The organism is Streptomyces sp. NBC_00576 (genome assembly GCF_036345175.1).
GTDB lineage: Bacteria > Actinomycetota > Actinomycetes > Streptomycetales > Streptomycetaceae > Streptomyces.
Map to the genome: position 1 here is coordinate 7,522,295 of NZ_CP107780.1, position 20,892 is coordinate 7,543,186.

Annotated in this window: 18 protein-coding genes; 16 read left to right on the top strand and 2 right to left on the bottom strand. The window is 70.8% G+C overall.

Annotated features, from left to right (window positions below; all coding sequences use genetic code 11):
* Window positions 1-60: 60 nt before the first annotated feature.
* Both OG734_RS32760 and hemW read left to right on the top strand, forming a co-directional pair.
* Window positions 61-2,151, top strand: a complete 2,091-nt coding sequence (locus tag OG734_RS32760; protein WP_330291034.1) for an ATP-binding SpoIIE family protein phosphatase — start codon at window positions 61-63, stop codon at window positions 2,149-2,151.
* Window positions 2,152-2,222: 71 nt separating this feature from the next.
* The gene (gene hemW / locus OG734_RS32765; protein WP_330291035.1) at window positions 2,223-3,455 is read left to right on the top strand and encodes a radical SAM family heme chaperone HemW; all 1,233 of its coding nucleotides are present in this window, start codon (window positions 2,223-2,225) and stop codon (window positions 3,453-3,455) included.
* 86 nt (window positions 3,456-3,541) lie between these two features.
* On the opposite strand, the gene OG734_RS32770 is transcribed toward hemW, so the two are convergent.
* Window positions 3,542-4,381, bottom strand: coding sequence for a DUF3097 domain-containing protein (locus tag OG734_RS32770; protein WP_330291036.1), 840 nt, complete (start codon window positions 4,379-4,381; stop codon window positions 3,542-3,544).
* Window positions 4,382-4,412: 31 nt separating this feature from the next.
* Window positions 4,413-5,168: an MBL fold metallo-hydrolase gene (locus OG734_RS32775; RefSeq protein WP_330291037.1), complete on the bottom strand. Its 756-nt coding sequence runs from the start codon at window positions 5,166-5,168 to the stop codon at window positions 4,413-4,415.
* A 313-nt stretch (window positions 5,169-5,481) separates the two neighbouring features.
* Here OG734_RS32775 and hrcA point away from each other — a divergent pair, with 313 nt between their 5' ends.
* From hrcA to OG734_RS32845, 14 genes are all read left to right on the top strand, one after another.
* On the top strand, window positions 5,482-6,498 hold the full coding sequence (gene hrcA, locus OG734_RS32780; RefSeq protein ID WP_330291038.1) for a heat-inducible transcriptional repressor HrcA: 1,017 nt from the start codon (window positions 5,482-5,484) through the stop codon (window positions 6,496-6,498).
* Window positions 6,499-7,635 (top strand): molecular chaperone DnaJ, encoded by a 1,137-nt coding sequence (gene dnaJ / locus OG734_RS32785; protein ID WP_330291039.1) that lies wholly within the window; start codon window positions 6,499-6,501, stop codon window positions 7,633-7,635.
* Between the two features lie 133 nt (window positions 7,636-7,768).
* Window positions 7,769-8,845, top strand: coding sequence for a nitronate monooxygenase (locus OG734_RS32790; RefSeq protein WP_330291040.1), 1,077 nt, complete (start codon window positions 7,769-7,771; stop codon window positions 8,843-8,845).
* Window positions 8,842-9,603 carry a 16S rRNA (uracil(1498)-N(3))-methyltransferase gene (locus tag OG734_RS32795; RefSeq protein ID WP_330291041.1) on the top strand — a complete coding sequence of 254 codons (762 nt, stop codon included), beginning with the start codon at window positions 8,842-8,844 and terminating at the stop codon, window positions 9,601-9,603. The genes OG734_RS32790 and OG734_RS32795 overlap by 4 nt, the downstream gene beginning before the upstream one ends.
* Window positions 9,604-9,659: 56 nt before the next feature.
* Window positions 9,660-10,256 carry a hypothetical protein gene (locus tag OG734_RS32800; protein ID WP_330291042.1) on the top strand — a complete coding sequence of 199 codons (597 nt, stop codon included), beginning with the start codon at window positions 9,660-9,662 and terminating at the stop codon, window positions 10,254-10,256.
* Window positions 10,257-10,359: 103 nt separating this feature from the next.
* Entirely contained in the window at window positions 10,360-13,641 is a 3,282-nt protein-coding gene (locus OG734_RS32805) for a S41 family peptidase (RefSeq protein WP_330291043.1), read from the top strand.
* Between the two features lie 257 nt (window positions 13,642-13,898).
* Entirely contained in the window at window positions 13,899-14,267 is a 369-nt protein-coding gene (locus OG734_RS32810) for a histidine triad nucleotide-binding protein (RefSeq protein WP_330291044.1), read from the top strand.
* A 33-nt stretch (window positions 14,268-14,300) separates the two neighbouring features.
* A complete protein-coding gene (locus OG734_RS32815; RefSeq protein WP_330291045.1) occupies window positions 14,301-15,209 on the top strand; it encodes a ribonuclease Z in 909 nt (302 codons plus the stop codon).
* 20 nt (window positions 15,210-15,229) lie between these two features.
* Window positions 15,230-16,225 (top strand): adenosine deaminase, encoded by a 996-nt coding sequence (locus tag OG734_RS32820; RefSeq protein ID WP_330291046.1) that lies wholly within the window; start codon window positions 15,230-15,232, stop codon window positions 16,223-16,225.
* Window positions 16,226-16,334: 109 nt separating this feature from the next.
* Window positions 16,335-17,486, top strand: coding sequence for a carbohydrate kinase family protein (locus OG734_RS32825; protein ID WP_330293877.1), 1,152 nt, complete (start codon window positions 16,335-16,337; stop codon window positions 17,484-17,486).
* 151 nt (window positions 17,487-17,637) lie between these two features.
* Complete coding sequence (locus OG734_RS32830; RefSeq protein ID WP_330291047.1) at window positions 17,638-18,696, top strand: PhoH family protein; 1,059 nt, start codon at window positions 17,638-17,640, stop codon at window positions 18,694-18,696.
* 13 nt (window positions 18,697-18,709) lie between these two features.
* Window positions 18,710-19,207, top strand: coding sequence for an rRNA maturation RNase YbeY (gene ybeY / locus OG734_RS32835; RefSeq protein WP_330291048.1), 498 nt, complete (start codon window positions 18,710-18,712; stop codon window positions 19,205-19,207).
* Window positions 19,204-20,523 carry a hemolysin family protein gene (locus tag OG734_RS32840; RefSeq protein WP_330291049.1) on the top strand — a complete coding sequence of 440 codons (1,320 nt, stop codon included), beginning with the start codon at window positions 19,204-19,206 and terminating at the stop codon, window positions 20,521-20,523. Before ybeY ends, OG734_RS32840 begins: the two co-directional genes overlap by 4 nt.
* On the top strand, window positions 20,520-20,879 hold the full coding sequence (locus OG734_RS32845; protein WP_330291050.1) for an MmcQ/YjbR family DNA-binding protein: 360 nt from the start codon (window positions 20,520-20,522) through the stop codon (window positions 20,877-20,879). Before OG734_RS32840 ends, OG734_RS32845 begins: the two co-directional genes overlap by 4 nt.
* The last annotated feature ends 13 nt before the right edge of the window (window positions 20,880-20,892 follow it).

A 20,892-nucleotide genomic window follows, 5' to 3' on the forward strand; every position in this document is an offset into this window, starting at 1 on the left:
TCTGTCACTCTGTCCGCGTCCGCTGAGGTGTATTCGTACGAACTGCTCGGGGAGCTGCCCATGGGGGCCATTCCGACGCAACGGGAGACCGTGTCCTGGGCGCCGTCCCGTGCGCCGGGCCCGCCCGAGCGGCAGGGCGCGGACCGGCGCGCGGTCGCGCACGCCACGCTCGGTGGCGGCCCCCTCGCACCCGGCGCCGCCCGTGGCCTCGTACGCGCGGCCCTCGCCGAATGGGCCCAACTCGGCCTGCCCGGCGCCGAATCACTGCCCGAGCGGCTCATCGACGACGCCATGGTGGTCGTCAGCGAACTCGTCACCAACGCCGTCGTCCACGCGGGGACGGACGTGGAGCTGGCGTGCCGCCTGGAGACGTCGGGGGAGCCGGAGGAGGGAGAGGGGGAGGAAGCAGGGGCAGAGACAAGGGACGTCGTGCTCGTCGTCGAGGTGTCCGATCACCATCCCTCCCGCGCGCCCCGGGACGGGGGCGCCGAACCCTCGTACGACATACCGGAGTATGGGCGCGGCCTCCGCCTCGTCTCCGTACTGTCCGAGGCCTGGGGCGTCACCTACCGCACCGGCATCAAGACCGTCTGGGCGCGGCTCCCCGCCGAAGGAACGACGGCCGACGACGGCATCGAGGCGTACGCCGGCACACATGCCCTCGGGCACGGGTCACGGGTCGGCGAGATCTTCGCCCCCGAGCCGCCGCGCCACCCACATGACCAGGAGTGGCTCAATCACGGCGCCCTCTCCTTCCTCGCCGAGGCCTCCGACCTGCTCGCCGGACAACTCGACGAGGACCTCGTCGCCGCGCTCACCGGACAGCTCCTCGTGCCGCGCCTCGCCGACTGGTGCGCGGTGTGGCTGGAGGACGAGTCCATGGGGCGCGGGGGCGGCTGGAGCGACGGGGGCGGAGGCGGGAACGGCAGGCGGAGCGGGGGCAGCGGGTACACCGGGCCCGGACCGAGGCTCGCCCGGGTCTGGCACGGCAGCGAGGACCGTATCGAGGAGCTGCGCCGCGCCCTGGAGAAGGATCCGCCGCGCCCGCCCGACACCACCAGAACGGGGCCGGTCCCCGTGCCCTGGCCCGGCGAGGCGCTCGGCGGGCAAGGGCACGGGGACATCGGCGCCGCGCTCGCCTACCGGCTGGTCGCGGGCGGCCGGCCGCTCGGCACGCTGGTCATCGGGCGGGCCGGAATGATCCGCTTCCCCGACGAGGTCACCGGCCTGGTCGAGGATCTCAGCCGCCGCGTCGCGCTCGCCGTCGGCGCTGCCCGCCAGTACGCCCGCCAGGCCACCATCAGCCGGATCCTCCAGCGCGGGCTGCTGCCCGGTGCCGTCGCCGAGATCCCCGGCGTCAGCAGCGCCCTCGTCTACGAACCCTGCGACAAGGGCGGGCCCAGCGGCGACTTCTACGACCTCTTCCCGGCCGGCGACGGCCGCTGGTGCTTCGCCGTCGGCGACGTCCAGGGCAAGGGGCCGGAGGCCGCCGTGGTGATCGGCCTCGCCCGGCCCTGGCTGCGGCTGCTCGCCCGCGAGGGCTACCGCGTCGCCGACGTCCTCGACCGCCTCAACCAGCTGCTCCTCGACGATGCCACGGAGACGGCGGACGCGGCGGCCCGCGCGCTGGTCGCGGCGGACGGGCGAGCCGCTGTTCCGGTGGGGGCGATGGGGGTGGGTTCGGTCGCTTCGGCCGTCCCTGGCGTCCTGGCTTCGGTACGGCCGGGCGAGGGGCCGCAGACCCGGTTCCTCTCCCTTCTCTACGGCGAACTCGTGCCCTTCGACGGAGGCGTGCGCTGCACCCTCGCCTCGGCCGGGCATCCGCTGCCCCTGGTGCTCCGGGCGGGCGGTGAGGTCCTTACGGCCGCCGAACCGCAGACGCTGCTCGGGGTCGTCGAGGACGAGACGTACACGAGCGGCAGCTTCGAGCTGTGGCCCGGAGACAGCCTGCTGTGCGTCACCGACGGAGTCACCGAGCGGCGGTGCGGGCCCCGCCAGTTCGACGACGGCGACGGCCTGGCGAGCGCCCTCGCGGGTTGCGCGGGGCTGAACGCGCAGCTGATCGCGGAACGTATCCGCCGACTCGTGCACGAGTTCGGGGAGAAGCCGCCGGAGGACGATCTGGCGCTGCTGGTGCTGCAGACCGAGTGACGGGGGCGGCGTCATCGGGCCGGTTGTCCGGGTGGGGCGGGTTGTCCCGGCGGTGCTGGACAATGGAAGGCATGCCCTCCGCACTTCCCGACGGCGAACCCGTCCCCGACGACGGCGCCCTCCCCGCCCCCGCGCTCGACGGGGCCGCGGACCGTCCCCTCGGGTTCTACCTCCATGTCCCGTACTGCGCGACCCGCTGCGGTTACTGCGACTTCAACACCTACACGGCGACCGAGCTGCGTGGCACAGGCGGTGTCCTCGCCTCCCGCGACAACTACGCGGACACCCTGATCGACGAGGTCCGGCTGGCGCGGAAGGTGCTGGGCGACGATCCGCGCGAGGTCCGCACGGTGTTCGTCGGAGGCGGCACACCCACGCTGCTGGCCGCCGACGATCTCGTACGGATGCTGGGGGCGATCCGTGACGAGTTCGGCCTCGCGGCGGACGCCGAGGTGACGACGGAGGCGAATCCGGAGTCGGTGGACGAGCGATATCTGGCCACGTTGCGGGAGGGCGGATTCAACCGGATCTCCTTCGGGATGCAGAGCGCGCAGCAGCACGTACTGAAGGTGCTGGACCGTACGCACACGCCCGGGCGGCCCGAGGCGTGCGTCGCGGAGGCGCGGGCTGTGGGGTTCGAGCACGTGAACCTCGACTTGATCTACGGCACCCCCGGGGAGTCGGACGATGACTGGCGGGCCTCGCTGGACGCCGTGCTCGGGGCCGGGCCGGATCACGTGAGCGCGTACGCCCTGATCGTGGAGGAGGGTACGCAGCTGGCTCGGCGTATCCGCCGGGGCGAGGTTCCGATGACCGACGACGACGTCCACGCGGATCGGTATCTGATCGCCGATGAGGTGCTGGGCGCGGCGGGTTATGAGTGGTACGAGGTGTCGAACTGGGCGACTTCGGTGGCCGGCCGGTGCCTCCACAACGAGCTGTACTGGCGCGGCGCCGACTGGTGGGGCGCGGGGCCAGGGGCCCACAGCCATGTGGGGGGCGTGCGGTGGTGGAACGTGAAGCATCCGGGGGCGTATGCGGGGGCGCTGGCGGCGGGGCGGTCGCCGGGGGCGGGCCGTGAGGTGCTGTCGGAGGAGGACCGGCGGGTGGAGCGGGTTCTGCTGGAGCTGAGGTTGCGGGAGGGGGTGCCGTTGGGGCTGCTGCGAGAGGCGGGGCTGGTGGCTGCGGGGCGTGCGTTGGGGGACGGGCTGCTGGAGGCGGGGCCCTATGGGGAGGGGCGGGCGGTGCTGACGTTGCGGGGGCGGTTGCTGGCGGATGCGGTGGTGCGGGATCTGGTGGACTGAGGGTTTCGCCCCCGCCGCCCTTACCCGTCCCATCCCTGGGGGCTGCGCCCCCAGACCCCCGCTTCGGCCCTGAACGGGCCTCGTCCTCAAGCGCCGGACGGGCTGGGTTCCGGTGCCGTCACGAAATCGATCAGTTCCTCCACGCGGCCCAGCAACTCCGGCTCCAGGTCCCTGTACGAGCCCACCCGCGCCAGAATCGCCCGCCACACCGCCCCCGTGTTCTCCGGCCACCCCAGCTCCCGGCACACCCCCGTCTTCCAGTCCTGCCCGTGCGGGATCCGGGGCCAGCCCGGGATGCCCAGCGACGCCGGCTTCACCGCCTCCCACACGTCGATGTACGGGTGCCCGACCACCAGCGCGTGTTCGCTCGTCACCGACTGCGCGATCCGGAACTCCTTCGTACCCGGCACCAGGTGGTCCACCAGGATGCCCAGGCGGGCGTCCGGGCCCGGGGCGAACTCGGTCACGATCGCGGGTAGGTCGTCGATGCCCTCCAGATACTCGACGACCACGCCCTCGACCCGCAGGTCGTCTCCCCACACCTTCTCGACCAGTTCGGCATCGTGACGGCCCTCGACATAGATCCGCCCCGCCCGGGCCACCCGTGCCCGGGCCCCGGGAACCGCCACCGAACCGGAAGCGGTACGGGACGGACGTACCGACGACGATGACGTCGACGGTGACCCGGTGGGGCGTACGAGGGTCACCACCCTGCCCTCCAGCAGGAAGCCGCCCGGCTCCAGCGGGAACACGCGGTGTTTGCCGAAGCGGTCCTCCAGGGTGACTGTGCCCGCCTCGCAGCGGATCACCGCGCCGCAGAAGCCCGTCCCCGGCTCCTCGACCACCAGGCCCGGGTCCGCCGGGACCTGCGGTACGGGCTTGGGCTTCTTCCACGGCGGGGTCAGGTCCGGAGAGTACTGGCGCATTCGGATGACGATAGGAGAAGCGCCCCCGGCGTCAGTTCACCGGCCCTCGCGACACGCCGAAACGGCTTGCCAGGGCGTCCCGTTGGGCCCGTACGAACGCCGCGTCCACCACCGCGCCGTGACCGGGTACGTACAGTGCGTCCTCGCCGCCCAGAGCGAGGAGACGGTCGAGGGCCGTGGGCCAGTGCGACGGTACGGCGTCGGGGCCCGCCTGCGGTTCGCCCGACTCCTCGACCAGATCGCCGCAGAAGACGACTGTCGGATCGCCCGGTACGAGGACCGCGAGGTCGCTGTGGGTGTGGCCGGGGCCGACGTTCCGCAGGACGACTTCCGGGCCGTCGTTCAGCTCGACGGTGAGCGCCCCCCGGACCTCCCGGTGCGGGACGACCAGGGTGTCCGCCGCCTCCTCCGCCGCACGGACATCCAGACCGTTGCGCACCGCGTCCGCGCACAACGCCTCGCGCCCCACTTTCTCGAATGCGCCCTCCGCGCCCCCTGCCGCGAAGACATACGCACCCGCGAACACCGCCGATCCGAAAATATGATCGAAATGGGCGTGTGTGAGTGCGAGAAAGTCCACACGGCGACCGGCGAGCGCCTGGGCCTCCAGACGCACCTTCGCGCCCTCCGCGAGGCTCGATCCCGCGTCGATCAGCAGTGCGCCGCCCGGCCCGGTCACCAGTCCCACCGTGCAGTCCCAGACCGGCAGCCGGCACCGGCCCACCCCGGCCGCCAGGCGCTCCCAGCCCAGGTCGTCCCACCCCGGCTCTTCCCAAGTCACCTTCATGCGGCGACGCTAGCCGGAGAGGGCGGAAGCCGTGGGAAGCCGCGGGACGTCGCGGGAAGCCGTGGGCCCGAGCTGGTTGCCGAGGACGCGACATCGCAGGACAGGTCGGTACACGTCGGCAGGTCAGTGCGGGCTGCCCTTGCCGGGGGCGTACCCGACAGCCGTACACTGGGCCGGGGAACTCTGGCACTCGCACACGAAGAGTGCCAGGGAGGCCAATGAAGGGCCGAAGAGCCATATAGACCGAGACCGGTGCGGGAGACCGGGTATCGGGTAGGCACTCAGGGGACGACAGCAGCTGGAGGTGTGCGCGGTGCTCAGTGAACGCAGGCTCGAAGTGCTGCGCGCGATCGTCCAGGACTATGTCGGCACCGAGGAGCCGGTCGGGTCCAAGGCGCTCACCGAGCGGCACAACCTCGGGGTCTCGCCGGCGACCGTCCGCAACGACATGGCGGCGCTGGAGGACGAGGGCTTCATCGCCCAGCCTCACACCAGCGCCGGGCGCATCCCGACCGAAAAGGGCTACCGGCTCTTCGTCGACAGGCTCGCCGGCGTCAAGCCGATGACGGCGCCCGAGCGGCGTGCCATCCAGAACTTCCTGGACGGCGCTGTCGACCTCGATGATGTCGTGGGGCGGACAGTGCGACTGCTCGCCCAGCTGACGCGGCAGGTCGCCGTCGTGCAGTATCCGTCGCTCACCCGGTCCACCGTGCGGCACGTGGAGCTGCTCTCGCTCGCTCCCGCGCGCGTGATGCTCGTGCTGATCACGGACACGGGCCGGGTGGAGCAGCGGATGATCGACTGCCCGGCGCCCTTCGGGGAGACGTCTCTGGCGGATCTACGCGCGCGGCTCAACAGCCGGGTCGCGGGCCGCCGGTTCGCGGACGTGCCGCAGCTTGTGCAGGACCTCCCGGACGCCTTCGAGGCGGAGGACCGGGGCACGGTCGCGACGGTGCTCTCCACCCTTCTGGAGACGCTCGTCGAGGAGGCCGAGGAGCGGCTGATGATCGGCGGAACCGCCAATCTGACCCGCTTCGGACATGACTTTCCCCTCACTATCAGGCCGGTTCTGGAAGCTCTGGAGGAACAGGTCGTACTTCTCAAACTCCTTGGTGAGGCCGGGGATTCGAGCATGACCGTACGAATCGGTCACGAGAACAAATACGAGGGACTCAACTCCACGTCCGTCGTGTCGGTCGGCTACGGTTCGGGCGGCGAGGCAGTGGCCAAGCTCGGCGTGGTCGGACCGACCCGCATGGACTACCCGGGAACGATGGGAGCGGTACGCGCAGTGGCACGGTACGTCGGACAGATCCTGGCGGAGTCGTAAGTGGCCACGGACTACTACGCCGTACTCGGCGTGCGCCGCGACGCGTCCCAGGACGAGATCAAGAAGGCGTTCAGGAGGCTCGCCCGCGAGCTGCACCCGGACGTCAACCCCGATCCGAAGACGCAGGAGCGGTTCAAGGAGATCAACGCCGCGTACGAGGTGTTGTCGGACCCGCAGAAGAAGCAGGTCTACGACCTCGGCGGCGACCCCCTCTCGCAGGCGGGCGGCGGAGGCGCGGGCGGCTTCGGCGCCGGTGGCTTCGGGAACTTCTCGGACATCATGGACGCGTTCTTCGGAACGGCGTCCCAGCGGGGGCCGAGGTCGCGTACGCGGCGCGGCCAGGACGCGATGATCCGGCTCGACATCGAGCTCGACGAAGCCGCCTTCGGGACCACCAAGGACATCCAGGTCGACACGGCCGTGGTGTGCGCCACCTGTAGTGGTGAGGGTGCGGCGCCGGGGACTTCCGCCCAGACCTGCGACATGTGTCGCGGTCGGGGTGAGGTGTCGCAGGTGACGCGGTCCTTCCTGGGCCAGGTCATGACATCCCGGCCCTGCCCGCAGTGCCAGGGGTTCGGAACGGTCGTTCCGACGCCGTGCCCCGAGTGCGCCGGTGACGGGCGGGTGCGGTCGCGGCGGACGCTGACCGTGAAGATCCCTGCGGGTGTCGACAACGGTACGAGGATCCAGCTCGCCGGTGAGGGTGAGGTGGGGCCGGGTGGTGGTCCCGCCGGTGACCTGTACGTCGAGATCCATGAGCTGCCGCACTCGCAGTTCCAGCGGCGCGGGGACGATCTGCACTGCACGGTGACTCTTCCGATGACGGCGGCGTCGCTGGGCACGAAGGTGCCGCTGGAGACGCTCGACGGGCTGGAGGAGGTCGACATCCGTCCGGGCACGCAGTCCGGGCAGTCGATTCCGCTGCACGGGCGGGGGGTTACGCATCTTCGGGGTGGCGGGCGCGGTGATCTCATCGTCCATGTCGAGGTCATGACTCCGTCGAAGCTTGATCCTGAGCAGGAGCGGCTGCTGCGGGAGCTGGCGCAGTTGCGGGGTGAGGAGCGGCCCACGGGGCAGTTCCAGCCTGGGCAGCAGGGGTTGTTCTCGCGGTTGAAGGATGCGTTCAACGGGCGTTGAGGGTAGGGGGCGGGCTCTCTGGGGGCTGCGCCCCCAGACCCCGCTTTCGCACTGAACGCACTCGTCCTCAAACGCCGGACGGGCTGTACGGGCCTGATTCGGACTTGTGCAGGGGACGTGACAACATGCCGTCATGTCCTCCGCGCTGACCGATCTCTTCCCTCACCCGATCGTGCAGGCCCCCATGGCGGGCGGCGTCTCCGTCCCGCAGCTCGCCGGCGCCGTCGCCGATGCGGGCGGGCTCGGGTTTCTCGCCGCCGGGTACAAGACCGCGGACGGGATGTACCAGGAGATCAAAACGCTGCGGGGGCTCACCGGGCGTCCCTTCGGCGTGAACCTCTTCATGCCGCAGCCCGAGTATGCCGATCCCGCCGCCGTCGAGGTCTACGCCCATCAGCTCGCCGGCGAGGCCACCTGGTACGACACCGAGCTGGGCGACCCGGACAGCGGACGCGACGACGGCTACGACGCCAAGCTCGCCGTACTCCTCGACAACCCGGTCCCGGTCGTCTCCTTCCACTTCGGGGTGCCGAGCAGCGACGTACTGGACTCCCTCCGCCGCGCCGGCACCTTCACCCTGGTCACCGCCACCACCGCCGAGGAGGCCCTCGCCGTACAGCGGGCCGGGGCCGACGCGGTGATCGTGCAGGGCGTCGAGGCCGGTGGTCATCAGGGCACCCATCGTGACAACCCCGAGGCGGACGGGGCCGCCATCGGGCTTCTCTCCCTCATCGCGCAGGTCCGCGAGACCGTCGACCTGCCCCTCGTCGCCGCCGGCGGGCTCATGCGCGGCAGCCAGATCGCCGCCGTCCTCGCCGCGGGCGCGAGTGCCGCCCAGCTCGGCACCGCCTTCCTGGCCACCCCGGAATCCGGCGCCCACACCCTGCACAAGCAGGCGCTGACGAACCCCCTCTTCGTCCGTACGGAACTGACGCGAGCGTTCTCCGGCCGGCCGGCCCGGGGGCTGGTGAACCGTTTCCTGCGCGAGCACGGCCCGTACGCCCCCGCCGCCTACCCCGAGGTCCACCACCTCACCTCGCCGCTCCGTAAGAAGGCCGCCGCGTCCGGCGACGCGCAGGGCATGGCGCTGTGGGCGGGGCAGGGGCACCGGATGGCCCGGGACATTCCGGCGGGGGAGCTGGTGAGGGTGCTCACGGACGAGATCGCCGCCGCGCGGGCCGCGTTGGTGGGCGGGGGCGCGAGCTCGTGACCGCTCCGGTGTTCGTCGTCGAGAGCTTTCCCCCTCACCTTCCGGCCGCCGGTGGCGGGCAGTACGTCCTCGACGGGGCCGAAGGGCGCCATGCCGTTTCCGTGAAGCGGCTGCGGGTCGGTGAGGCCGTCGTCCTCACCGACGGGGCCGGGCGCTGGGCGGAGGGTGAAGTCGTCGGTGTCGAGGGCAAGGATCAGTTGACTCTGCGACTCGGCTCGGTTGTCCAGGAACCACCGGCGTCGCCTCGTATCACCGTCGTTCAGGCTCTTCCCAAGGGTGACCGGGGCGAGTTGGCCGTCGAGACGATGACCGAGACCGGCGTCGACGCCATCGTCCCGTGGGCCGCCTCGCGGTGTATCACCCAGTGGCGCGGCGACCGTGGGCTGAAGGCGCTCGCCAAGTGGCGGGCCACGGCCCGGGAAGCCGGCAAGCAGTCCCGCCGGGTGCGTTTCCCGGAGGTCGCGGACGCCGCGTCGAGCAAGCAGGTTGCCGCGCTTCTCGCCAAAGCCGACTTCGCCGCCGTACTGCACGAGGACCGTGAGTACGGCAGTGCCGCGCTCGCGACCGCCGAACTCCCCTCCTCCGGCGAGATCGTGCTGGTCGTCGGGCCCGAAGGAGGCGTATCCCCCGAGGAGTTGGCCCTCTTCGAGGAGGCCGGGGCGAAGGCCTACCGGCTCGGGGCCAGCGTGCTGCGTACCTCCACCGCCGGTACCGCCGCGACGGCGCTGCTGCTCGGCCGCAGCGGCCGCTGGTCCTAGGCGCTGTCCGGTACACGCCCTTCCGCGTCGGGCGGGACGGTGGCAGGCTGCCCTTCATGGGGGCACTGAGGCGGATTTGGCATCGGCCGCGCAGGCGCCGCAGGGTGGTCGCGGCGGCCGGACTCGTGGTGGCCGTCGTGAGCGGGGTCGTCGCCTGTGATCCCGGTGGGCTCGGTTCGGCCACCGTGGCCTTCACCACCGACCAGACCGCGACGAAGGAGCTGGAGCGGCGGGACGTGGACGTCCAGTGGCTCACCTGCACGGCCTCGGTCGACGGCGGCAACGGCACCGGCAACGGCAACAAGGCTTCCGGGTCCGGGAGTTCGCCGTCGCCGAGCGAGAGCGCCGTCGCGAGCGTCGACTGCCGGGGCGAGACCAGGGACGGCAAGGACATCACCGTCACCGGCAAGGTGACGCGTGCCGTCGACGGCAGGTGCGTACGCGGGGACCTCACCGCCAAGGTCGACGGCAAGCAGTGGTTCCGCGTCAGCGGCCTCGGCAACTGCGACGCGCCCAGCACGCCGACCCGCACCCCGCCCGCCACCTGGCAGCCGCCGGACAACGGAGGGCCGGCGCCGACCGTGACCGTCACCGTGACGAGGACCATCTGGTGCCAGAAGGACCCGAACTGCCTGCCCGTCGAAGGTAAATGAGAGGGCAGGCGAGAGGGTGAACAGAGCGTCGGGGCAGGGTGGGAGAAGCACGAAGTGATCCAAACCTCTGTCCGCGGGCGTGCTCGCTGCTTAGGGTGATCGGGTGACTCAGCCCTCTTCGCCTGCGTATCTCCGGTTTCCGCATCTGCACGGCGACTCGGTCGCCTTCACCGCCGAGGACGACGTCTGGGTCGCCCCGCTCGAGGGCGGCCGGGCCTGGCGCGTCAGCGCCGACAACGTACCGGTCAACCATCCCCGTATCTCCCCGGACGGCACCCGCCTCGCCTGGACCTCCACCCGCGACGGCGCCCCCGAGGTGCATGTCGCCCCGATCGACGGCGGGCCCGCCAACCGGCTCACCTACTGGGGCAGTTGGAAGACCCAGGTGCGTGGCTGGACCCCGGACGGGCAGGTCCTCGCCATCAGCACCCAGGGGCAGGCCAGCCTGCGCCGCTCCTGGGCCCGGGCGGTGCCGCTCGACGGCGGACCGGCAACTGTCCTGCCGTACGGGCCCGTTGGCGATGTCGCCCACGGTCCGGCGACCGTTCTCCTCTCCGCTCCCATGGGGCGCGAGGCCGCCTGGTGGAAGCGCTATCGGGGCGGTACCGCAGGGAAGTTGTGGATCGACAGGGACGTCCGGGACGGGGAAGGTGTCGGAGAGTTCGTACGGCTGCACGCCGACCTCGACGGGAACCTGGAGTACCCGGTGTGGGTCGGGGAGCGCATCGCCTTCCTCTCCGATCACGAAGGCGTCGGGGCGCTGTACTCGTCCCTGGCCGATGGGTCCGACCTGCGGCGGCACACGCCGCTCGACGGGTTCTATGCCCGGCACGCCGCGAGCGACGGCCGCCGGGTCGTCTACTCCTCCGCCGGTGAACTGTGGCTCCTCGACGACCTCGACGGGGCCGAGCCGCGGCGGCTCGACATCCGGCTCGGCGGGCAGCGCGTCGATCTCCAGCCCCATCCCGTGAGCGCCTCCCGGTGGTTCGGGTCCGGAGCGCCCGACCACACCGGACGCGGCAGCGTCATCGGGGTACGCGGGTCCGTGCACTGGGTCACCCACCGGTCCGGCCCGGCTCGCGTCCTCGCCTCTGGGCACGGGGTACGGGCCCGGCTGCCCCGCGCCTTCCGCGTGGACGGCGAGGAGTGGGCCGTGTGGGTGACGGACGCGGAGGGCGACGACGCACTGGAGTTCGCCCCGGCGACCGGTGTCGCACCGGGGACCACTCCTCGCCGGCTCGCCGCCGGACAGCTCGGGCGGGTCCTCGGCCTCGCCATGGCACCCGACGGCAGCCGGGCCGCCGTCGCCTCCCACGACGGGCGCGTACTGCTCGTCGAGCGGGAGTCGGGGGAGGTGCGCGAGGTCGACCGCAGCGGCGACGGTGATGTGTCCGGGCTCGTCTTCTCGCCCGATTCGGCCTGGCTGGCCTGGTCTCATCCCGGCCCGCGTCCGTTGCGTCAGCTCAAGCTCGCCAACACGACCGATCTGTCGGTGACGGAGGCGACTCCCCTTCGGTTCCGGGACTACTCGCCCGCTTTCACCGTCGACGGCAAGCATCTCGTGTTCCTGTCGGCGCGGTCCTTCGACCCCGTCTACGACGAGCACGTGTTCGACCTTGCCTTCGTCGGCGGTTCGCGCCCGCACCTCATTCCCCTCTCCGCGACCACGCCCTCGCCCTTCGGGCCGCAGCGGCACGGGCGGCCCTTCGAGGCACCGGACAAGGACGAGACCCCCGACAGCGAGGGTGCCCCGGCCACCCGTATCGACCTCGACGGGCTCGCCGACCGCATCGTGCCGTTCCCCGTCGAGGCCGCGCGCTACTCCAACCTGCGCGCCGCCAAGGACGGCGTCCTGTGGCTGCGCCACCCGGTGCGCGGAGTTCTCGGCTCCTCCCGGGCCACCCCGGACGACCCCGACCCGAAGACCGAGCTGGAGCGGTACGACCTCGCTCAGACGCGCATCGAGCACCTCGCCGGGGACGCCGACCACTTCGCCGTCAGCGGCGACGGCAAACGCGTCCTGCTGTGGACCGACGGGAAGCTGAAGGTCGTTCCGAGCGACCGTCGAGCGTCCAACGACGACGAGAGCGACTCGAACATCACCGTCGACCTGTCGCGTGTCCGGCAGAGCGTCGATCCGGCCGTCGAATGGCGGCAGATGTACGACGAGAACGGTCGCATCATGCGCGACAACTTCTGGCGGCCGGACATGGGCGGCACGGACTGGGACGGCGTCCTCGACCGCTACCGGCCTATCCTCGAACGCGTCGCCACCCACGACGACCTCGTCGACCTTCTCTGGGAGGTCCAGGGCGAGTTGGGCACCTCGCACGCGTACGTCACCCCGCGCGGCGGACACGGCGGCGGGGAGCGGCAGGGGCTCCTCGGCGCGGACATCTCCCGGCACGAGGGTGGTACCCCGGGCGGTTCCCAGAGCGGTTCCCAGGCCGGTTCTCAGAGCGGTTCTCAGGACGCGCCTCTGTGGCGCATCGACCGCATCCTGCCCGCCGAGACCTCCGACCCCGACGGCGTCTCCCCGCTCGCCGCACCCGGCGTCGCGGTGCGCCCGGGTGACGCGATCGTCGCGGTCGCCGGACAGCCCGTCGACCCGGTCGCCGGGCCCGGCCCGCTGCTCGTCGGTACGGCGGGCAAGCCCATCGAGCTGACCATCTCGCCGTCCGGCGGCGGCGACGCGCGGCACGTGGTCGTCGTACCCCTCGCGGACGAGGAACCGCTCCGCTACCACGCGTGGGTCAACGACCGGCGGGCGTACGTCGCCGAGAAGTCCGGTGGGCGGCTCGGCTACCTCCACGTGCCCGACATGCAGGCGCCCGGCTGGGCCCAGATCCACCGCGACCTGCGGATCGAGGTCGCGAAGGAGGGGCTGGTCGTCGACGTCCGCGAGAACCGGGGCGGGCATACGTCCCAGCTGGTCGTCGAGAAGCTGGCGCGGCGGATCGTCGGCTGGGACCTGCCGCGCGGGCTACGGCCGTACAGCTATCCGGAGGACGCGCCGCGCGGGCCCGTCGTCGCCGTCGCCAACGAGTTCTCGGGCTCGGACGGGGACATCGTGAACGCGGCGATCAAGGCGCTGGGGATCGGGCCTGTGGTCGGTACGCGGACGTGGGGTGGGGTGATCGGGATCGACAGCCGGTATCGGTTGGTCGACGGGACGTTGGTCACGCAGCCCAAGTACGCGTTCTGGCTCGAGGGTTACGGGTGGGGCGTCGAGAACCACGGGGTCGATCCCGATGTGGAGGTCGTGCAGACACCGCAGGATTATGCGGCGGGGCGTGATGTGCAGTTGGACGAGGCGATTCGGCTGGCGCTGGAGTCGTTGGAGGAGCGGCCGGCTAAGAGGGCGCCCGGGTTGCCGGAGCTTTAGCGGTTGCGGTGGGTGGGGGTGGGGTTTTTCGCCCCCGCCGCCCCTACCCGTCCCATCCTGAACCTGGGGGCTGCGCCCCAGGCCCCCCTTCGGCCCTGAACGGGCCTTGTCCTCAAACGCCGGACGGGCTGAAATGCGGGCCTCGGCCTGGAAGGCAGCGGACGGGCTGCAAAGGCCCGGAAGGCGCCGGGCGGGCTGGAGGTGGACGCTCGATACGATGGGTTCGTAATGATCGGCAAGCGTGAGGAGGCACACGCATGCGGGACGAGAGCGAGAGCGGCGCACCGCAGGACGACTGTCTGTTCTGCAAGATCGCCGGAGGGTACATCCCGGCGACGATCGTCCGCGAGACGGACACGACCGTCGCCTTCCGGGACATCAACCCCCAGGCGCCGACGCACATCCTGGTGATCCCCAGGGTTCACCACCCCGACGCGGCCTCCCTCGCCGCCGCCGAACCGGGCATCGCCGCCGATGTGCTGCGCCATGCCGGTGAGATCGCGGTCGAGGAGAAGCTGGACAGCTACCGCATCGTCTTCAACACGGGCAGCGGCGCCGGTCAGACCGTCTTCCACGCCCACGCGCACCTCCTCGGCGGACGCGGCCTGCACTGGCCGCCGGGATAGCCCGGCCAAGCGAACCAAGAACGGTAACTTTCCTTGTCCGCACGTGAATTGGTGGTCCTCGGCACCGCCAGCCAGGTACCCACCCGGCATCGCAACCACAACGGCTACCTGCTCCGCTGGGACGGTGAGGGGCTCCTCTTCGATCCCGGCGAGGGCACGCAGCGCCAGATGCTGCGTGCCGGGGTCGCCGCTCACGATCTCAACCGGATCTGCGTCACGCACTTCCACGGGGACCACTCGCTCGGGCTCGCCGGAGTCATCCAGCGCATCAACCTCGACCGCGTCCCGCACGAGATCACCGCGCACTACCCGCGCTCCGGGCAGAAGTTCTTCGACCGCCTGCGATACGCCACCGCCTACCGCGAGACCGTCGAGATCAGCCAGGCCCCCGTGGCGGGGGAGGGCGGGGTGCTGGTGACCACGGGCGGTTATCGGCTCGAAGCCCGGAAGCTCTCGCACCCCGTCGAGTCGTACGGCTATCTCCTCGTCGAGCCCGACGGGCGGCGCATGCTCCCGGAGCTGCTCGCCGAGCACGGGATCAGGGGGCCGGACGTCGGACGCCTCCAGCGGGAGGGCTCCCTCGGGTCCGTCACCCTCGACGACGTCAGCGAGCTGCGGCGCGGACAGCGGTTCGCGTTCGTGATGGACACCCGGTTGTGCGAGGGGGTGCAGGTGCTCGCGGAAGGGTGCGACCTGCTCGTCATCGAGTCGACCTTCCTTGACGAGGATCTGCAACTCGCTGCCGATCACGGACATTTGACGGCTGGTCAGGCGGGGGCGGTCGCCCGGGAGGCCGGCGTACGGCATCTCGTTCTCACCCACTTCAGCCAGCGCTACTCCGAACCGGACGAGTTCGAGCGGCAGGCGCGGGCGGCCGGGTACGAGGGGGAGCTGACCGTTGCCCATGACCTGTTGAGGGTCCCGGTTCCGAAACGGCGGTAAATCGGCCGTACGATTCTTTGATGTCCCTCCCCAAAGCCGAACTGCACCTCCACATCGAAGGCACCCTCGAACCTGAGCTGGCCTTCGCGCTCGCCGCGCGCAACGGCGTCGTGCTGCCGTACGCCGACACCGAAGAGCTGCGGAAGGCGTATCTCTTCGATGACCTGCAGTCCTTTCTGAACCTGTACTACGAGCTCATGGCCGTCCTGCGTACTGAGCGGGACTTCGAGGACCTCGCCAACGCCTATCTCGCGCGGGCCGCGGTGCAGGGCGTACGGCACGCGGAGATCTTCTTCGATCCGCAGGCCCACCTCGCCCGGGGAGTGGAGATCGGGACGGTTGTCGACGGGTTGTGGCGGGCGCTGGGGGAGAGTGAGTCGGCGCACGGCATCTCCACTCAGCTGATCATGTGTTTTCTGCGTGACGAGTCCGCCGAGTCCGCCATGGAGACCCTGGAGGCCGCCAAGCCGTATCTCGACCGGATAGTGGGCATCGGGCTCGACTCCGCCGAGGTCGGGCATCCGCCGGTGAAGTTCCGCGAGGTGTACGAGGCCGCCGCCGGTCTGGGGCTGCGGCGCGTGGCGCACGCGGGCGAGGAGGGGCCGCCCGAGTACATCACCGAGGCCCTCGACATCCTCGGCGTCGAGCGCATCGACCACGGGCTGCGCTGTATGGAGGACCCGGAGCTGGTCGCGCGGCTCGTGCGGGAGCGGGTGCCGCTGACGCTGTGTCCGCTGTCCAACGTGCGGCTGCGGGCCGTCGACGTCCTGGCCGAGCATCCGCTGCCCGCGATGCTCGACGCGGGGCTGTTGTGCACCGTCAACTCCGACGACCCCGCCTACTTCGGCGGATACGTCGGTGACAACTTCGGGGCGGTACGGGAAGCCCTGGGCCTGGGGGAGGAGCGGCTGCGGGAACTGGCGCGGAACTCGTTCCTGGCGTCGTTCCTGGACGGTGACGAGGAGCGGCGGGCGCGGTACCTCGCCGAGGTGGAGGCGTACGAGTTCGGGGGCTGAGCGTCCCTCCGGGGCCACGTGTCGGCTTCCGGGGCGCGAGCGGCGGGCTGCTGTCAGTGGTGTGGTGCAGACTGGCCTGATTCGCACCGTCGTCAGGGAGCGCACCTTGATCGCGTCCACCGGGTCCACAGGGTCCGCCGCGTCCGCCGCGTCCAGCGGAGAGGGATCGCCCTACAGTCAGGCCCAGGTCGATCCCCTGGCCGCCCTGCGCACGCCCGGTGAACCTCCGTGGGACGTGTATCTGACGGGCACCGTCTTCCTCGACATCATCTTCACCGGGCTCGATTCCGCCCCGGTGCGCGGCACCGAGTCCTGGGCACGCGGTATGGGGTCCAGCCCCGGCGGGGTCGCCAACATGGCCACCGCCCTCGCCCGGCTCGGCCTGCGGACCTCCCTCGCCGCCGCCTTCGGCGACGACCACTACGGGGAGTACTGCTGGGACGCCCTCGAACAGGGCGAGCACATCGACCTCTCCACGTCACGCACCGTCCCGGGCTGGCACTCCCCGGTCACCGTCTCGATGGCGTACGAGGGTGAGCGCACGATGGTCTCCCACGGCCACGAGCCGCCCCCGGAGGAACCAGCCCCGGAGTGTCCGCCGCACGCCCGCGCCGCCGTCGCCTCCCTCACCCCGGGCGTCCGTGCCCCCTGGATCGGCCAGGCCGCCCGCAAGGGCGCCCGGATCTTCGGCGACGTCGGGTGGGACGACACCGGCCGCTGGGACCTCGCCGGCCTCGCCGACCTGGAGCACTGCGAGGCCTTCCTGCCCAACGCCGAGGAGGCGATGCGCTACACCCGCACCGACTGCCCCCGCAAAGCCGCCCGCGCCCTCACCGACCACGTGCCGCTCGCCGTGGTCACCCTCGGTGCAGAGGGCGCGTACGCGGTGGACGGGCGGACGGGGGAGACGGCCGAGGTGCCCGCCATCGCCGTCGAGGCCCTCGACCCCACGGGCGCCGGCGATGTCTTCGTCGCGGGCTTCGTCACCGGCACCCTCGCCGACTGGCCGCTCGCCGACCGCCTCGCCTTCGCCGGTCTCACCGCCGCCCTCTCCGTGCAGGACTTCGGCGGTTCCCTCTCCGCGCCCGGCTGGTCCGAGGTCGGGGCCTGGTGGCGCGAGATCCAGTCGTACGAGCAGCAGGACCCCGCCGCCCTGCGCCGGTACGCGTTCCTGGCGGACCTGGTGCCCAGAAGCGCCAGGCCGCGTCCGTGGCCGCTGCGGCGGGCCGTTCCGACGATCGGTTTCCGCGGATCGGCCTGAGCGCGGACGCCGGACCGTGACCGCCTACACCGGACCGTGAGCGAAAAGCCCTACGGCGTTGTCAGTGCACCGTCGTAGGCTGGGAGCGGAAGGCTACCCACGTGGTAAGCGAGCCTCATTGAGGAGGTCGTGCAGGCCTACGAGCCGGCCCATGACTCAGACACCCACAGCTCAGCCCCCTGCGCGGGGGCAGGCACGAGCGCAGTTCACTGTCCCGGCCGTCCACCCCATGGTGACCCTGCTGGGTTCCGGCGACTCCCTCCTGCGCGTGATCGAAAGGGCCTTCCCGGCGGTCGACATCCATGTCCGGGGCAATGAAGTCAACGCCATTGGCGAAGCGGGCGACGTCGCCCTCATCCAACGGCTGTTCGACGAGATGATGCTGGTGCTCCGCACCGGACAGCCGATGACGGAGGACGCAGTGGAACGCTCGATCGCCATGCTCAGAGCGAGCGGGAACGGGGAGGGTGACGGCCTGGAGACCCCGGCCGAGGTCCTCACCCAGAACATCCTGTCCTCGCGGGGCCGCACCATCCGTCCCAAGACCCTCAACCAGAAGCGCTACGTCGACGCCATCGACAAGCACACCATCGTCTTCGGCATCGGTCCGGCCGGTACCGGCAAGACGTATCTCGCGATGGCGAAGGCCGTGCAGGCGCTTCAGGCCAAGCAGGTCAGCCGGATCATCCTGACCCGCCCGGCGGTGGAGGCGGGCGAGCGGCTCGGATTCCTCCCGGGCACGCTGTACGACAAGATCGACCCGTATCTGCGCCCGCTGTACGACGCGCTGCACGACATGCTCGACCCGGACTCGATCCCGCGCCTGATGGCGGCGGGGACCATCGAGGTCGCGCCGCTGGCATACATGCGGGGCCGGACCCTCAATGACGCTTTCATCATTCTGGACGAGGCTCAGAACACGAGCGCCGAGCAGATGAAGATGTTCCTCACCCGTCTCGGCTTCGAGTCGAAGATCGTCGTCACGGGTGACGTGACGCAGGTCGACCTCCCGTCCGGGACCAAGTCGGGTCTGCGTCAGGTGCAGGACATCCTCGAAGGCCTCGACGACGTCCACTTCTCGCGGCTCACCTCCCAGGATGTCGTCCGGCACAAGCTGGTCGGCCGTATCGTCGACGCGTACGAGAAGTACGACAGCGAGAACGGTACGGAGAACGGCACCCACAAGGGCGTCCGTAACAAGCGGAAGTAGACAAACCAGCACCATGTCGATCGACGTCAACAACGAGTCCGGAACCGAGGTCGACGAGCAGGCGATCCTCGACATCGCCCGCTACGCGCTCGCGCGGATGCGCATCCACCCGCTCTCCGAACTCTCGGTGATCGTCGTGGACGCCGACGCCATGGAGCAACTGCACATCCAGTGGATGGACCTGCCCGGTCCGACCGACGTCATGTCCTTCCCGATGGACGAGCTGCGCCCGCCGTCGAAGGACGACGACGAGCCGCCGCAGGGGCTTCTCGGTGACATCGTGCTCTGTCCCGAGGTCGCCGAGAAGCAGGGCAAGGAGGCCGAGACGCAGCACTCCATGGACGAGGAGCTCCAACTCCTCGCCGTCCACGGCGTGCTGCACCTCCTCGGGTACGACCACGAGGAGCCGGACGAGAAGGCCGAGATGTTCGGCCTCCAGGCCGCCATCGTCGACGGCTGGCGCGGCGAGCGGGGGATGACCGGTCCGTCGCCCGCCCCGACGGTGTCATGACCCCCCAACTCGTCACCGGTGCCATAGCGCTGGTCGTCGTCGCCTGGCTCGCCGCCTGCGCGGAGGCGGGCCTCGCGCGCGTCTCCAGCTTCCGCGCCGAGGAGGCCGTACGCAGTGGTCGGCGGGGCAGCGCCAAGCTCGCGCAGATCGCCGCCGACCCGACCCGCTATCTCAACGTGGCGCTGCTGGTGCGCGTGGCCTGCGAAATGGCCGCCGCCGCGCTCGTCACGTACGCCTGCCTGCAGGAGTTCGACCAGACCTGGCAGGCCCTCGGTGTCGCCATCGGCGTGATGGTGCTCGTCTCGTACGTCGCGGTCGGGGTCTCGCCGCGCACGATCGGGCGTCAGCACCCCCTCAATACGGCCACGGCAGCCGCGTACGTCCTGCTGCCGCTCGCCCGCGTCATGGGGCCGATCCCCTCCCTCCTCATCCTCATCGGCAACGCCCTCACCCCGGGCAAGGGCTTCCGGCGCGGCCCGTTCGCCTCCGAGGCGGAGCTGCGCGCGCTGGTCGACCTGGCCGAGAAGGAGTCCCTGATCGAGGACGACGAGCGCCGCATGGTGCACTCCGTCTTCGAGTTGGGCGACACCCTCGTACGCGAGGTCATGGTCCCGCGCACGGATCTGGTCGTCATCGAGCGGTACAAGACCATCCGGCAGGCGCTCACCCTGGCGCTGCGCTCCGGGTTCTCGCGCATTCCGGTCACCGGGGAGAGCGAGGACGATGTCGTCGGGATCGTGTATCTGAAGGACCTCGTCCGCAAGACGCACATCAGCCGGGACGCGGAGAGCGAGCTCGTGTCGAGCGCCATGCGGCCCGCCGCCTTCGTACCCGACACGAAGAACGCCGGTGACCTGCTCCGCGAGATGCAGCGCGACCGCAACCATGTCGCCGTCGTCATCGACGAGTACGGCGGCACGGCCGGCATCGTGACCATCGAGGACATCCTGGAGGAGATCGTCGGCGAGATCACCGACGAGTACGACCGTGAACTCCCGCCCGTGGAGGAGCTGGGCGACGAGCGGCACCGCGTCACGGCCCGCCTCGACATCACCGACCTCGGTGAGCTGTACGGGCTCGAGGAGTACGACGACGAGGACGTGGAGACGGTGGGCGGGCTGCTGGCGAAGGCGCTGGGCCGCGTACCGATCGCCGGGGCCTCGGCTGTCGTCGAACTGCCCGACGGGCGCGAGCTGCGGCTCACCGCGGAGGCCGCGGCCGGGCGCCGGAACAAGATCGTGACGGTGCTGGTGGAGCCGACCGATCAGGCCGGCTCACCGGAGGAGCAGAAGGAGAAGGAGAGGGGCGAGGCGTGACTCCGCAGGAACTGCGTGCCTTCTGTCTGTCCTTCAACGCCGCTGTCGAGGACTTCCCGTTCAGCCCGGAGATCTCGGTCTTCAAGGTGCTGGGCAAGATGTTCGCCCTGTCCTGGACGGACAACCTGCCCCTGAAGGTCAACCTGAAGTGCGACCCGGAGGACGCGATCCGGCAACGCGCCGATCACCCGGAGTTGATCATCCCCGGGTACCACATGAACAAACGGCACTGGAACACGGTGACGGTGGACGGGGAGTTGCCCGATCAGCTCGTGCGTGAGCTGATCGAGGACTCCTACGACCTGGTGGTGGCCGGCCTGCCGCGCGCGGAGCGGTTGCGGCTCGACCGACCATAGGGCCGTCTCCCAT

Excerpts from the sequence above, each read along its gene's own strand:
- OG734_RS32760 (WP_330291034.1), top strand. The coding sequence starts at position 61 with ATGGGGGCCATTCCGACGCAACGGGAGACCGTGTCCTGGGCGCCGTCC.
- hemW (WP_330291035.1), top strand. The coding sequence starts at position 2,223 with ATGCCCTCCGCACTTCCCGACGGCGAACCCGTCCCCGACGACGGCGCC.
- OG734_RS32770 (WP_330291036.1), bottom strand. The coding sequence starts at position 4,381 with ATGCGCCAGTACTCTCCGGACCTGACCCCGCCGTGGAAGAAGCCCAAG.
- OG734_RS32775 (WP_330291037.1), bottom strand. The coding sequence starts at position 5,168 with ATGAAGGTGACTTGGGAAGAGCCGGGGTGGGACGACCTGGGCTGGGAG.
- OG734_RS32790 (WP_330291040.1), top strand. The coding sequence starts at position 7,769 with ATGTCCTCCGCGCTGACCGATCTCTTCCCTCACCCGATCGTGCAGGCC.
- OG734_RS32800 (WP_330291042.1), top strand. The coding sequence starts at position 9,660 with ATGGGGGCACTGAGGCGGATTTGGCATCGGCCGCGCAGGCGCCGCAGG.
- OG734_RS32810 (WP_330291044.1), top strand. The coding sequence starts at position 13,899 with ATGCGGGACGAGAGCGAGAGCGGCGCACCGCAGGACGACTGTCTGTTC.
- OG734_RS32820 (WP_330291046.1), top strand. The coding sequence starts at position 15,230 with ATGTCCCTCCCCAAAGCCGAACTGCACCTCCACATCGAAGGCACCCTC.
- OG734_RS32830 (WP_330291047.1), top strand. The coding sequence starts at position 17,638 with ATGACTCAGACACCCACAGCTCAGCCCCCTGCGCGGGGGCAGGCACGA.
- ybeY (WP_330291048.1), top strand. The coding sequence starts at position 18,710 with ATGTCGATCGACGTCAACAACGAGTCCGGAACCGAGGTCGACGAGCAG.
- OG734_RS32840 (WP_330291049.1), top strand. The coding sequence starts at position 19,204 with ATGACCCCCCAACTCGTCACCGGTGCCATAGCGCTGGTCGTCGTCGCC.